The 13,191-nt window shown below is 35.1% G+C and carries 15 protein-coding genes; 10 read left to right on the plus strand and 5 right to left on the minus strand.

The genetic code is table 11. The annotated features are described in order from the left end of the window. Nucleotides 1-11 precede the first annotated feature (11 nt). On the minus strand, nucleotides 12-1,031 hold the full coding sequence (locus tag AC52CF_RS19490) for an acyltransferase family protein (RefSeq protein WP_375181110.1): 1,020 nt from the start codon (nucleotides 1,029-1,031) through the stop codon (nucleotides 12-14). Between the two features lie 25 nt (nucleotides 1,032-1,056). Then, nucleotides 1,057-1,827 (minus strand): class I SAM-dependent methyltransferase, encoded by a 771-nt coding sequence (locus tag AC52CF_RS19495; protein WP_214588261.1) that lies wholly within the window; start codon nucleotides 1,825-1,827, stop codon nucleotides 1,057-1,059. Nucleotides 1,828-1,914: 87 nt separating this feature from the next. Between AC52CF_RS19495 and AC52CF_RS19500 the strand changes: the two genes are divergently transcribed. The 10 genes from AC52CF_RS19500 to AC52CF_RS19545 all read left to right on the plus strand — a co-directional run bounded on the left by AC52CF_RS19500 (nucleotide 1,915) and on the right by AC52CF_RS19545 (nucleotide 10,480). Further along, nucleotides 1,915-2,754, plus strand: coding sequence for a glycosyltransferase family 2 protein (locus AC52CF_RS19500; protein ID WP_496517580.1), 840 nt, complete (start codon nucleotides 1,915-1,917; stop codon nucleotides 2,752-2,754). Next, nucleotides 2,754-3,917, plus strand: coding sequence for a glycosyltransferase (locus tag AC52CF_RS19505; RefSeq protein WP_496517581.1), 1,164 nt, complete (start codon nucleotides 2,754-2,756; stop codon nucleotides 3,915-3,917). The genes AC52CF_RS19500 and AC52CF_RS19505 overlap by 1 nt, the downstream gene beginning before the upstream one ends. Then, nucleotides 3,914-4,477, plus strand: coding sequence for an acyltransferase (locus AC52CF_RS19510; protein ID WP_214588258.1), 564 nt, complete (start codon nucleotides 3,914-3,916; stop codon nucleotides 4,475-4,477). Before AC52CF_RS19505 ends, AC52CF_RS19510 begins: the two co-directional genes overlap by 4 nt. Continuing rightward, nucleotides 4,478-5,629, plus strand: a complete 1,152-nt coding sequence (locus AC52CF_RS19515; protein WP_214588257.1) for a glycosyltransferase — start codon at nucleotides 4,478-4,480, stop codon at nucleotides 5,627-5,629. Nucleotides 5,630-5,671: 42 nt separating this feature from the next. Beyond that, nucleotides 5,672-6,229, plus strand: a complete 558-nt coding sequence (locus AC52CF_RS19520; RefSeq protein WP_214588256.1) for a serine acetyltransferase — start codon at nucleotides 5,672-5,674, stop codon at nucleotides 6,227-6,229. Between the two features lie 246 nt (nucleotides 6,230-6,475). Next, on the plus strand, nucleotides 6,476-7,144 hold the full coding sequence (locus AC52CF_RS19525) for a carbonic anhydrase (protein ID WP_214588255.1): 669 nt from the start codon (nucleotides 6,476-6,478) through the stop codon (nucleotides 7,142-7,144). Nucleotides 7,145-7,165: 21 nt separating this feature from the next. Beyond that, the gene (locus tag AC52CF_RS19530) at nucleotides 7,166-7,465 is read left to right on the plus strand and encodes a hypothetical protein (RefSeq protein ID WP_214588254.1); all 300 of its coding nucleotides are present in this window, start codon (nucleotides 7,166-7,168) and stop codon (nucleotides 7,463-7,465) included. A 141-nt stretch (nucleotides 7,466-7,606) separates the two neighbouring features. Continuing rightward, nucleotides 7,607-9,199: a SulP family inorganic anion transporter gene (locus tag AC52CF_RS19535; protein ID WP_214588253.1), complete on the plus strand. Its 1,593-nt coding sequence runs from the start codon at nucleotides 7,607-7,609 to the stop codon at nucleotides 9,197-9,199. Nucleotides 9,200-9,253: 54 nt separating this feature from the next. Continuing rightward, on the plus strand, nucleotides 9,254-9,892 hold the full coding sequence (locus AC52CF_RS19540; protein ID WP_214588252.1) for a carbonic anhydrase family protein: 639 nt from the start codon (nucleotides 9,254-9,256) through the stop codon (nucleotides 9,890-9,892). Between the two features lie 165 nt (nucleotides 9,893-10,057). Beyond that, a complete protein-coding gene (locus AC52CF_RS19545) occupies nucleotides 10,058-10,480 on the plus strand; it encodes a hypothetical protein (protein ID WP_375180978.1) in 423 nt (140 codons plus the stop codon). 46 nt (nucleotides 10,481-10,526) lie between these two features. Here the strand turns inward: AC52CF_RS19545 and pth are convergent, their stop codons facing one another. From pth to AC52CF_RS19560, 3 genes are all read right to left on the minus strand, one after another. Then, nucleotides 10,527-11,090 carry an aminoacyl-tRNA hydrolase gene (gene pth, locus AC52CF_RS19550; protein ID WP_214588250.1) on the minus strand — a complete coding sequence of 188 codons (564 nt, stop codon included), beginning with the start codon at nucleotides 11,088-11,090 and terminating at the stop codon, nucleotides 10,527-10,529. 90 nt (nucleotides 11,091-11,180) lie between these two features. Next, on the minus strand, nucleotides 11,181-12,122 hold the full coding sequence (locus AC52CF_RS19555) for a hypothetical protein (protein ID WP_235132580.1): 942 nt from the start codon (nucleotides 12,120-12,122) through the stop codon (nucleotides 11,181-11,183). 103 nt (nucleotides 12,123-12,225) lie between these two features. Then, on the minus strand, nucleotides 12,226-13,077 hold the full coding sequence (locus AC52CF_RS19560) for a hypothetical protein (protein WP_214588248.1): 852 nt from the start codon (nucleotides 13,075-13,077) through the stop codon (nucleotides 12,226-12,228). Nucleotides 13,078-13,191: the final 114 nt, after the last annotated feature.

The following is a 13,191-nucleotide window of genomic DNA, read 5'->3' on the forward strand; positions in this document are numbered from 1 at the left end:
AAGTAATTTATCTAAATTTTCTTTAAATAATCTCTGCAGGGTTTTTCTATAAATTGATAAAAAAATCCTGAAATAATTATTAAAACAGGAATATAGATCGAAAAGATAACTGTTTTATCATATATTCTGAAGTAATCCCACAAAAACGACCTTAAAATAAACAAAACAGGAATATGAACAATGTAAATGGTATAGCTTATTTCACCTAAATATTCCAACGGCTTTAAAGACATCATTCTGGTTAAAAAACCATTATTCATAGAGATTAAAACAATCAGCGGTACGAAAAACACAGCCATTAATCCATCATGATAATAAAGCGGTACAAACAGCATGGATAATACTATAAAACTGAAAACCAGTATTATTGCCCAGTCATAGTTTTTTTGTTTACAATTTTCAACAAAAAATATTCCTGCAAGGTTTCCGATTAAAAATTCATTAATATGCAGTAGCGGAAAGTAAGAAATAAAATCGTGACTTTTTGAAAATCTCCCTTCATACAATCCTGAAAACATAAAATAGTTACAAAAAACCTGAGTGGCAATCCAGATTACAATACCGGTAATCCAGATGAATTTGTATTTTTTTGAGTAAATATAATTGTATAAAAAAGGAAAAATAAGGTAAAAGAAAAATTCTACCGAAATCGACCATCCCGGAAAATTCAGAATTAAAACTTTGCCGGGAAACCAGCTCTGAACTCCTGTCAAATATGCAATTATCGGCGAAAAAGCAGTTTCCTGAGACCGCGTAAACAGATACAGAAGTAATCCGATTACATACAATGGATAAATTCTTGCGACCCTGTTGCGGTAAAAATCAAAGTAATTGATTTTTTCTTTGGAATGATACGCAACAATCATGATAAATCCCGAAAGAATAAAAAAATAACTTACGCCGATATTCGCCTTGGCAAAAATCTCCGATATATATTTTATTTTATAGACAAAAGCACCTTCACCATAGTGAAAAATCACAATTGCGATTGCAGCAAGAAATCTTGTAAATGTAATCTGACTAATTTTCACGAATCAAAAATACACTTAAAAGTTTTTATTTAACAAAAACACCAATGTATTTTCCTTCGTATTCAACGACTGTAGTTTCAATACTATTCTTTTCACAGAAATCCTGATAGGCAGAATTGTCTCCAATATCATCACTAATGAAAACTCCTCCTTTTCTCAAATGGCTGTAAAGTTCATTATAAGCCCAGAATCTTCCATTGTAACTCTTATCAGAATCATAATGTATAACGTCAAAAGACGCACTGTCTGCAAAAATTTTGGGAAGAGATTCTCTATCTGCAAAACGATATAATTTCCAGTGAGATTTCAGATTTTCAGGAACAATACATCCCACATACTGATCGCCGTCCTGCGCAAGATACGGCATATCTGAACTGTACAAAGTCCCGTTTCTTTTAGTTAAGGAAAGCAATGCAGCCAAAGAGGACCAACCATACGCAACGCCTGTTTCTACGGCATTTTTAGCGTTGGTAAATTCACAAGAATAATAAATCAGTTCCAAAGCTCCTGCTCCACCCATTTTAATAGGGCAATCATCCTGTCTTTTCTGAGAATCTTTTAAAACTTCAGCAAATTCAGTCTGGAAAGGCTCAATATCAATTCCGAAAAGCTGGGAAACCGCCTGTTTTTGCGAAACCGCTCTGGATGCAGCCCAGGAATTTGTTTTTTCTTTTCCTTTAAAGGCATTTCCCCGGTTTACAGTATTTTTTACAATTTTACGTCCTAATTCAGGGTAAAGATCCGGTCTTTTAAGATAGGCTACAAATGTTTTGAGAACTCTGGATATTTCGCTCACTGTGTTAAATTTAAGCCACAAAAATAAAGATTTTTCTGTTATCTTTAGGATATAATTATCTTTGTAAAAATTTATTAACACAATAAGATGAAGTTTTCTGTTCTGATTGCCAATTACAACAATGGAAAATTCTTTAAAGAATGCTATGATTCTATTATAGCACAAGATTATAAAAACTGGGAGGCGATTATTCTGGATGATGCTTCTACAGACGATTCCTTGGAGGTTATAAAAAAAATAACAGGCAGTGATGAACGTTTCAAAATTTACAGAAATGAAGAAAACAGCGGTGTCGGAATCACAAAAAGCAAACTGATTGAACTGGCGGAAGGTGATATTTGCGGTTTTGTAGATCCTGATGACGCTATTACATCCAATGCGCTTTCTTCAAGCATAAAAATTTTTCAAAAGCAACGAGATGTTGTTCTTACATACAGCAAATTTGCAAAATGTGATGAAAATCTGAAAATTCTGGAGGTTCCAAAAATCGCTCAGCAGGTGATTAATAACAGTCCGTACTTTTTTAACTGTCCTGTAAACATTGTGCATTTCGTATGTTTTAAAAAAGACGTTTATAATCAGACAGAAAAAATGAACACGGAAATGAAAATTGCTGAAGATCAGGATTTATACCTGAAAATGTATGAAAAGGGAAAAGTAAAGTTTATTAATGAAACAAATTACTTGTACAGGCTTCATTCCGGTGGAATTTCACAGAATGACAATAAGCCAAAATCCCGCGAATATTTTGCAAAAGTAATTTTCAACACCATGAAACGCAGGAATTTAACTCTCATCAACGGCAAACCGGTTCCGGAAGAATACAACAGTTCTCAGGAAATTTACAGTCTTTTGGAGTATCAGAATTCTTTATCATTTAGGATAAAAAAGAAACTAATCATATTTGCTCAACAAATCTTTAGTTAATGACGAAAAATAATAAAATAAAAGTGCTTTTCAGGCACCGTTCCATGGAAATGGGCGGTGTGGAAAAAGTAGTTTTAAGTATGTTGAATCATCTTAATAAAGATACATTTGACATGACGATCTGTTTAAATATGAATCAGGGAGAACTTAGAAATGAAATTCCTGCTCATGTAAGAAAAGTTTATCTTACTGAAGGCAGAGAAGATCTTTCAAAAAATCCGCTTATCCAAAAACTACAGTTAGCAAAAAGAAAATTAAGGCTTCAGAATGCTTTGAGAAATCCTTCCATCGCTCAGAAAACCCTTAATGACAAATATGATGTAGAAATTGCTCCTACTTACGCTGCTTTTTCTGCGGTTCTAAACTCTGTTAATAAAAAATCAAAGAAAATAGGCTGGTTTCATTCCGATATTACTTTGCCGAAACTTCAGCCTTTGGTTCCTGAAATTTTAAAGCAGATTCCACAGTTTGATTATTTTATTTTCGGATCTCAGCAAACGAAGGATATTTTAATTGAAACCTATCCTGATCTTAAAATTCCCGAAAATCAGGTTATTTTAAATGCGATTCCTATTGATGAATTAAAACAGAAAGCTTTAGCTTTTAAACCTGAATTGCCAGACAAACCTGTTTTCGTTTCCGTTGCGAGGCTTCACAGCCGGAAAGGTTTTCATAAACTCATGGAAGCGCATGCAAGATTACTGAAAGATGGTTTTGATCATCATATTATCGTGATCGGTGACGGTGAAGAAATGAATAATTTAAAGAAGCAGACAGAAGATCTGGGTGTTACGGAAAGCTTCAAATTATTAGGCTCTTCCATGAATCCTTATCCTCATGTAAAAAATGCAGATTTTTTCATTCTTCCATCCGAATCTGAAAGCTGGCCTCTGATTATTGCCGACAGTCTGATCCTTCAAAAGCCAATTATTTCAACCAACGTAGGAGGAATTCCCGAAATGATTGAGCATGGAAAAACAGGTTATCTCATCAATTATGAAACGGATGAAATGTATGAATCGATGAAAAAGTTTCTTACAGAACCCGAATTAATTGCCGAAATCAAGAAAAATCTCATCAACATTGAAGAAGAGTTTGATAATCAGAAGATTTTTAATGCTGTAGAAAATATCATTATTAATTTAGCAAAAAAAGAACAATGATTTTCCTTTACCGTCTTATCCTGAAAATCCATACCACCTATCAAAAGATCATTCAGAAGATTTACATTAAAATTTCCATTTCACGAGGTTTGAAAGTTGGGAAAGATGTGATTTTTGTGGAAGCTCCGGATTTTGGCTCCGAACCTTTTTTAATTGAAATCGGCGACAGGACAAAAATTACGGCAGGCTGCAAATTCATCAATCATGATGGTGCAATGTACGTCATCCGAAGCATGGAAAAGTATGAAGATGCCCGAAATTTCGGAAGGATAAAACTAGGAAAGAACTGTTTTGTAGGAAATAACTGTATCTTTCTTCCAGGTTCGCAAATGGGCGACAATTGTATTTTGGGAGCGGGATCTGTGCTAAATTCCAGTATGCCGAACAATTCCGTGTATGCAGGAACTCCGGCAAAATTTATTTGTACTGTTGAAGAATATGGTGATAAAGCTCTTGAAAATAACGTAATGTATCCCCGAGAATTGGAACCTGAAAGAGCAAAATTGGAAGCATACATCAAAGAACACATTCCACATGTTTACAAACCTGTAAAAAAATAAATGGCTGAAAAAAAGAAACTCCTCATTCGCATAGGTTCGCTGCGTCACGGTGGCGCGGAAAAAGTTCTGGTAACATTCCTCAAAAATCTTCCGAAGGATAAATATGAGATCGATTTGTTATTGAATCTTAATTCCGGAAAATATTTAGCGGAAGTTCCGAGTTGGATCAATATTCTGCATCTTCATCAAGGCGAAATGATTACCACCAACCGTCCTCATGAAATCCCCAGAAAAGCAGCGCGTGTAATCCATGAAAAGATTCTTAAAAAATTTCCGAATCTTCTTTATAAGGGTAAATTAAAGAATAAGCAGTACGACATAGAGTTTGCTGCCATTCATGGGATGCGGGATGAAATTTTAGGATCTCCTTTAAAAAGTTCAAAAAAAATAGTCTGGATTCATAACGATCTTTCACAGGTAAAAGGTTATACCAATGATGAAATCCGTAAGTTTTTCGGTTTTGACAAAATCATGGTGATTTCTGAAAAAATTGAGCAGCTTTTTCATGATCTAGCTAAAAATGAAACGGAGAAACAGAAAATTGTAAAGATTTATAATCCTTTAGACACAGAAGAATTTATTTCAAAAGCAAATCAGCCAGTTTTGAATTATCAATTTGATGAAAATATTCCCACTTTTATTTCAGTCGGAACTGTTTTTCCACAAAAAGGATTCGACAGGCTATTGAAAGTTCATCAAAAACTTTTAGAAGAAGGTTTTCAGCACAAAGTTTTAATTGTTGGTGACGGTTATGATTTCGAAAATATTAAACAACTAAAATCAGAGCTTGGCGTTGATAAAACAGCGACGATGCTTGGTTTTACAGATAATCCTTATCCTTATTTTAAAAAAGCAGATTTTTATATTTTAAGTTCGAGATATGAGGGTTTTCCAACTGTTCTTTTTGAAGCGATTACCCTGAAAAAGAAAATTATTTCTACTGAAGTTTCCGGAGCAAACGAAATGCTAAACAATGGAGAATTGGGTCTTCTCATTGAAAATTCCGAAGAAGGAATTTATGATGGAATGAAAAAAGCCTTAACCCAGCCCGAATTTTTCGAACAATATTCAGAAAAACTTAAAAACTATGAAATGCCTTTTAATCTTGAGAATTCAGTAAGCAAAATTGTTTCTATTCTGGATGAATTGTAACTGATTAAAAATTTAAACCTTTAGAATTATTACATTTGTGGTATGACAGAAAACTATTCCATTCTTCAGAAAGATTTTTATAGAGAAAGCGGAAAATGGCTTTCTCCATTTCAGATCTGGGCAAAATGCATCAATCCGAACCTTCATTTTATTTATGTTTTAAGAAAGTCTCAGCAATATCTAAAAACACCGTTGCTGAATATTTTCTGGAAATTGGCTTTAAGGCATTATCAGATTAAGTACGGCTTTCAGATCTATCCCGAAACAGAAATCGGAGAAGGATTCTATCTGGGACACTGGGGAAGTCTGGTCATCAATCCGAAAGTAAAAATCGGAAAAAACTGCAATATTGCACAGGGAGTTACTCTTGGGCAGCAGAATCGCGGAAAAAATCAGGGATTCCCTGTCATCGGAGACGAAGTATGGATCGGAACCAATGCCGTTATTGTAGGAGGAATCTCCATCGGAAACAATGTCCTTATTGCGCCAAATGCCTATGTAAATTTTGATATCCCTGAAAATTCTGTTGTGATGGGCAATCCGGGAAAAATATATGAGTCTGAAAACGCGACAGAAGGTTACATTAATAATAAGGTCTAAAAATTAAAATATTTTATATTATTCCATCAAATTGTTTGTAATTTTATCCGGATTTTTCAAATTAATGTAAGAAAACAAAATTATATCTATATTTTATATGATTTTAAACAGATCTGAATATTAAACTTTGTTAAAAATAGTCTGTATTTAGCCAAAAATTATATTTTTGTACCATTATCGATTTAGTCTATTAATTTTAGAAATAATTTAAACTAAATAAATAATTAACCCTTTAAAGAGCTCCTCATGTCACAGTCGTATAAAGCTATTTTTGAAAATAACAGAAAATGGGTAGAGTCTAAAGTTGCGGAAAACCCTGAATTTTTCCATGATCTTGCCAAAACCCAGCATCCTGATTATCTTTACATCGGATGTTCAGACAGCCGTGCGACTGCAGAAGAACTTATGGGAGCCAAACCGGGGGAAGTTTTTGTTCACAGAAACATTGCCAATGTGGTGAATACTTTAGACATGAGTTCTACAGCGGTTATTCAGTATGCCGTGGAACACCTTAAAGTAAAAGACATTATTGTTTGCGGACATTACAACTGCGGAGGTGTAAAAGCAGCGATGACTTCTCAGGATTTAGGATTGCTGAATCCGTGGTTAAGAACAATCCGTGATGTATACAGATTACATCAGGCTGAATTGGATTCTATCACAGACGAAGACAAACGCTATGACAGACTTGTTGAACTGAATGTACAGGAACAGTGCATTAACGTTATCAAAATGGCTTGTGTACAGGAAAGATATATTTTAGAAGAATATCCCGTAGTTCACGGCTGGGTTTTCGACCTTCGAACAGGAAAGATCATCGATCTGGAAATAGACTTTGAAAAAATATTAAAGGACATTCAGAAAATTTATAACCTTACCAGTTCAGACTGGGTGATGAGCAGAAAGACCAAATAATTTTTATATAAAGAATGTAAAATGAAACTCTGGAGTATTATTACATTATTGTTTTTTCTCAACTTTACGGCTCTACCCGGTATTGCCGCAGTTTTTGGTTGGGATCTTACAAGAACCAATGTAATAATCAATGAAGAAGAGCCGCATTCCCATTTCTCAGCTTTTACTGTTTACGAAAAAACACTTCCTAAAACTTTGGATGTATTTGATTATCTTAAGTTTTATGAACCTTCACTGGAAGACAGATCGTTTGTACTCATAGACGATTCTTTTCATCTGTCTCCATTGCTTACCATATTTTCTCCGCCTCCGGAAGCGTAATTTTTACCGTTAGATTTTTTTGATAGCTATTCTTTGTCATGACATTGATATTGAATAAACACGTGCATTAAAAATTACATTTTCCAACTTTATAATGGGTCTGTTTACAAAAAAACAGATCACTATTCACAGCATTTTTACATGAAAAAAACATCATTAATCGGAGGAATTAAGGAGAATTTCCCTTCAGGACTCGTGGTATTTTTAGTAGCGCTTCCTTTATGTTTAGGAATCGCATTGGCATCGGGAGCACCGCCTCTATCCGGAATTATTGCCGGAATTGTCGGAGGACTGGTTGTAGGATCCATTAGTAATTCGAATATATCTGTTTCCGGTCCTGCAGCGGGATTAACAGCCATTGTTTTAACCGCTATTACAGATTTGGGCGCATTTGAGCTTTTTCTCTGTGCCGGAATTATTGCAGGAGTACTGCAGTTGATTTTAGGATTTATAAGAGCCGGAAGTATTTCCAATTACTTTCCTAATAACGTGATTGAAGGAATGCTTGCCGCAATCGGGATCATCATTATTCTGAAACAGATTCCTCACGCTTTGGGATTTGATAAGGATTATGAAGGACATGAATCTATATTCGATAATGGCCTCAATTTCGGATATTTTACAGAATTATTCGGAGCGGTTCAGCCGGGCGCCATTATCATTACTTTAATTTCGGTAGCAATCCTGATTATCTGGGATAAAGTTCCGGCTCTTAAAAGGATTAAAATGCTTCCGGGAGCTTTGGTTGCCGTTGTAACAGGAATTATTCTGAATCAGGTCTTTAAAATGACGGGAAGTTCACTGGAAATACAGACTCAGCATTTGGTTTCCTTACCCGTTCCGCAGTCTTTTGATGATTTTAAAAATCTTGTGACCATGCCGGATTTTAACGGATTCACCAATCCGAAAGTATGGATTGCAGGAGCAACGATTGCTATTGTAGCTTCTATTGAAACACTACTTTGCATCGAGGCTTCCGACAGGCTGGATCTACAGAGAAGAATTACCGATACCAATCTGGAATTAAAAGCTCAGGGAATCGGAAATCTAATAAGTTCGTTCATTGGAGGACTTCCTATGACTTCCGTAGTGGTGAGAAGTTCCGCCAATGCCAATTCGGGGGCGACTTCAAAAGCATCAACCATTATTCACGGAGTACTGTTGCTGATCTGCGTTTTATCGATTCCTTTGGTATTGAATTTAATTCCATTGGCGACTTTGGCAGCAGTATTAATTATGGTAGGTTACAAACTGGCAAAACCCGCAACATTTAAACATTTCTGGCATTTAGGGAAATTCCAGTTCATTCCTTTCATTGCAACCGTGGTAGCTGTTGTCGCAACCGACTTATTGAAAGGCGTTGGAATAGGTCTTGCTATTTCCGTTTTTTATATTCTTCAGGGAAATATGAAAAGAGCTTATTATTTAAGCCGTGAAAAACTGGATGATGCTGATGAAATAAAAATGAAGCTTGCGGAAGAAGTTTCTTTCCTGAACAAAGCAGCTATCAAAAAAACATTAAAAAACATTAAACCGAATTCTAAAGTCATCATTGATGCAAGGGAAACATCCTATATTGCCACTGATGTTCTGGAAATGATTCAGGATTTTGCCAATATCCGCGCAAAGGAAGAAGACATTACGGTTGAATTATTAGGATTTAAAACTTCATATAGGGACTACGAAAGAGATGAAGAGTCTCACATTTTAATTACACATAAAAGAGCGATGTAAGCTCAAAAACAATAAATTTTATACCTTTAAAAAATTCAATTTAATAAAAATTATATGAAAGCACATACATACGAAACACAGTCGACTATTACTCCTGAAAAAGCATTAAACTTTTTAAAGGAAGGAAACCAGAGATTTGTAAATAACTTAAAGGCTAACAGAGATCTTTTGGAGCAGGTGAACGCAACCCGTGAAGGACAATGGCCATTTGCAGTGGTGTTAAGCTGTATCGACAGCCGTACTTCTGCAGAGCTTATCTTCGATCAGGGATTAGGAGATATTTTCAGCATCAGAATTGCGGGAAATTTTGTTAATCAGGATATTTTAGGATCTATGGAATTCGGTTGTAATGTTGCAGGTTCTAAGCTTGTCGTGGTTTTGGGACACACGAAATGCGGCGCTTTAAAAGGCGGTCTTGATGCAGCAAAAATCGAAGGATTGGGAATGGATAATCTTAACCACCTGATCAATCATTTCAACCCGATTATCAACGATATTATCGAGGAAGGAGAAGAGCGTTCTTCTGCCAATGCAGATCTTCTGGAAAGACTGAACCAGCATAACGTAATTAATGCGATTGATGATATCCGTAAGCAGAGTTCCACCCTTAGAAAACTTGAGGAAGAAGGAAAAATTAAGATCGTGGGAGCCAATTACGATGTGGAAACAGGTGTTGTAACCTGGTTAGCATAAGAAATGTTATAGTTAGATAAACTGATTGGAAATTCTTGTAAAGTACAATCGCAAAGACCATCGGATTTCGGTGGTCTTTTGTTTTCTATTTAAACAGATAATTTTTAAAAATATTCAAAGAAAATAGTCTGTAAAATCTTACTTTTGATTTTTAATTTCCTCTTCATGAAAATACTGTTGAATATATTTGGGGTAACATTCTTTTTGTTTCTTAATACGGCTTTAAATGCTCAAAAAACGGTTTCCGATACTTTATCTTACGCAAAAAAGTTTGAAACCAATAAACAAAAATATATTGGAAAGCCTTTTTCTTTATTGCTGAAAGACATGACGCAGCTTCAGTTTAAAAAAGCAAAATCCGACATTAAAGAAGATAATGAAAATACTCTTCCGAGTACGATTTTCAGGTTTTCGGATAAAGAGGTAAATTCCCCGAATGAAGTCAGCTTTATCATTAAATGGAAAACAGACAATCTTCCTGTAACACCAATAGAATTTTTCGAACAGGAACACAATTACCGCTTTACAATTAATGAAAGAAATTTCTTTGAAAAGAAAATTATAAAAGATATTGTCGTTTACAAATAGTAAAAACCTCCGGAAATGGAGGTTTTGTTTTATCGTATAGAGAAATTTATTTTCCGTTAAATGCAGACATTGTATTATTGATTCCTGCAAATACAAATGACAGACAGGCTTTAGAAAACTTCTCAATTCTTTCCTGAAGCTTTTCGTTTTCTTCTTCATTCCACGTTCCCAAAACATAATCCACCTGTCTTCCTTCCGAAAAATCTGCCGAAATGCCGAAACGCAGACGCGCATAATTTTGGGTCTGTAGTACTTCGTTGATGTTTTTCAGTCCGTTGTGTCCTGCATCCGAACCTTTACCTTTCATTCTCAAGGTTCCAAAAGGCAAAGCTAAATCGTCTGTTACAATGAGGACATTTTCCAAAGGAATGTTTTCTTTCTGCATCCAGTAGCGGACTGCATTTCCGGAAAGATTCATATAAGTATCCGGTTTTAAGACCAAAACTCTTCTTCCTTTGTACTTTCCGTCTGCCATCCATCCGAAATTGGTGGTATTGAAAGAAACCTCCATGGTTTCCGCTAGTTTGTCTGCAACTTTAAATCCTATATTGTGACGTGTATTTTCGTATTCCGCACCTTTATTTCCAAGGCCGACTATTAAATATTTCATGAAGAAATTTTTTGCAAAATTAAGGGATTTCAAATAAAAAAACCCAACCTTCATGAAGATTGAGTTTTTATTATTTTTAAAAACAAATTTTTACAATGGCTTGTAGATGTAATTTACACCATATCCTTTTTGCATATAGGTTTGTGCATCGTAATTGTAATTTGTTGAGAATACTTTCGGAGTAGGAACCGGTGTCATTAAATCCGTAACAGAATATCTCTGTGGGCTGTTTGGTGACAAAATCCAGCTTCTTACATCATTAGCGTCTGTTGAGAGTAATCTTGAAATTTTGTAAGCTGCAGGAATTAAAGTAAACGGATTGATTTTAGTATCGTAGTTTGTAAACTCATACCCCAACTTTGTGGTTGCTGCTCCCATCGTTCCTGTAGAACCCATTGGACCATAGTTTCTTGTTACTTTAGAAACGTTATCCCCTGTATATTCATACTTAGTTTTTGAATAAGAAGTGTACACAAATGGAGTTCCTGAAGCTTCAGGTCCGTTTCTCATAATGATAGAATCCAGCTTAGCCGTTGCAGCTGCATATTTTAAAGTGTAAAGAGACTTTGTCTTTTTGTACAGAGTCTGTGGTCCCGGTGCTGTAGGAGTATATGGAGATGTGGTACTTCTTTTGAAGAAAGATCTGTTTTCTGAGATGGTTTCTATTCTTCCTGTACTTCCATAAGTAAACTGCTGTGTAAAGGTTACACTGTCTTTATCTAATTTTCCGTTTCCGTTAAGGTCTAAAAATCCTTTGAAATCGATTCGGCTTACTTTATCTCCGCTCCATGCTATGTCCGCAGTAGAATTCATACTGTCCGTAACTACTTTCGACAATTGCAGACCGTTATAATAATAAGTCGCTAAAGTGTCTGAGTCTGTGATTTCTCTGTATAAAGCTCTCGGACCGTTCAGTCCTGTATTGTTATTAATATCCACCAGAGGATTTCCGTCTTCATCCAATAAATCTTTACAAGAATGAATTGTAGAAATACCTACCAATAGTAAAACAAAATAAAAAAGTCGTTTCATTCCAATAGGGGATTATTTATTTTTTCACAAATATAATTTTTTTTTGAATAAAAATCACGTTTTTATTCATATTATCACAAAACTATTAAAAGATAATTATAACTTATAACGGTTTATAGATATATTTAATTGTCTGGCTCTGATCTGAAACCGGATAATTCTGTGAATCATACAGATATCCTTTAGGATAGGAAATGGCAGCTCCTGCAGGATTTTGTATGGTAACTTTCCCTACATTATTGGAAGACAGCAGATAAGAGTTCATCTGCGTCATGGTGGAAGACACCATTAAATATTCTTTTGGCAGGGTGGTATATGGATTTATTTTAGCATCATAATTCTCATACAGATAAGAAGTTGTAGAGGCTGTTGAGGCAGTAGGAGTTCCGCCGCTCATCAGCATAGTAGTATAATCTGCTTTTACGATATTGTTTGTCGAAAAAGTAAATTTAAGCTCTGTATAATGGGTGTAGGATGTACTTCCTGCCATTTTTTTCTTCTCAACAATTCTGTAAAGTGCTCCATTAGCATCATAATATACTGTAAAATCACTGTGATTAGCAAGTCCCATAATAGTCTGATCCATTGTAAATGCCGATAATTTTCCGCTTGTATACGTAAGTGCGTAGGTATTATCTGTAACGTGCGGAGTTACATTATCCTGAATTTTTATCTGAGAAATTGTAGTTCCCGAATACGTTACTGTAGAAGTAAGCGTATTGCTGGACGCAGCATCTCTTACGAAAACCTGAGAAAGCGCTCCTCCGTTAGTAACATACTCTTCCAGATCTTTTGTTCCGTTGTTTACTTTAGATAAAATTCGGGGACCTGTAATAGTACTTCCGGAAGTAGTATTTTTATTCTGGTTGGGCGGATCTTCCGTTGTATTATCACAAGAAACCACAAAAACAAGGGCAATTGCGGCAAAAGTTGAAAGGATGTAATTTTTGGTCATATTATTAATTTTTAATGCCGTCAAATATAATTTATTTTCTCCTATCAAAGCCTTAAAATCATCAAAAAAATATGTCTTAAAATAAAAAAAATCTAAAAACTTTCGCTTTTAGAT

Source organism: Chryseobacterium sp. 2P, from assembly GCF_059579425.1.

Bases quoted from the DNA above. Each gene is read 5' to 3' on its own strand.
- AC52CF_RS19500 (WP_496517580.1), top strand. From the start codon at position 1,915: ATGAAGTTTTCTGTTCTGATTGCCAATTACAACAATGGAAAATTCTTT.
- AC52CF_RS19505 (WP_496517581.1), top strand. From the start codon at position 2,754: ATGACGAAAAATAATAAAATAAAAGTGCTTTTCAGGCACCGTTCCATG.
- AC52CF_RS19510 (WP_214588258.1), top strand. From the start codon at position 3,914: ATGATTTTCCTTTACCGTCTTATCCTGAAAATCCATACCACCTATCAA.
- AC52CF_RS19515 (WP_214588257.1), top strand. From the start codon at position 4,478: ATGGCTGAAAAAAAGAAACTCCTCATTCGCATAGGTTCGCTGCGTCAC.
- AC52CF_RS19520 (WP_214588256.1), top strand. From the start codon at position 5,672: ATGACAGAAAACTATTCCATTCTTCAGAAAGATTTTTATAGAGAAAGC.
- AC52CF_RS19525 (WP_214588255.1), top strand. From the start codon at position 6,476: ATGTCACAGTCGTATAAAGCTATTTTTGAAAATAACAGAAAATGGGTA.
- AC52CF_RS19530 (WP_214588254.1), top strand. From the start codon at position 7,166: ATGAAACTCTGGAGTATTATTACATTATTGTTTTTTCTCAACTTTACG.
- AC52CF_RS19535 (WP_214588253.1), top strand. From the start codon at position 7,607: ATGAAAAAAACATCATTAATCGGAGGAATTAAGGAGAATTTCCCTTCA.
- AC52CF_RS19540 (WP_214588252.1), top strand. From the start codon at position 9,254: ATGAAAGCACATACATACGAAACACAGTCGACTATTACTCCTGAAAAA.
- AC52CF_RS19545 (WP_375180978.1), top strand. From the start codon at position 10,058: ATGAAAATACTGTTGAATATATTTGGGGTAACATTCTTTTTGTTTCTT.
- pth (WP_214588250.1), bottom strand. From the start codon at position 11,090: ATGAAATATTTAATAGTCGGCCTTGGAAATAAAGGTGCGGAATACGAA.
- AC52CF_RS19555 (WP_235132580.1), bottom strand. From the start codon at position 12,122: ATGAAACGACTTTTTTATTTTGTTTTACTATTGGTAGGTATTTCTACA.
- AC52CF_RS19560 (WP_214588248.1), bottom strand. From the start codon at position 13,077: ATGACCAAAAATTACATCCTTTCAACTTTTGCCGCAATTGCCCTTGTT.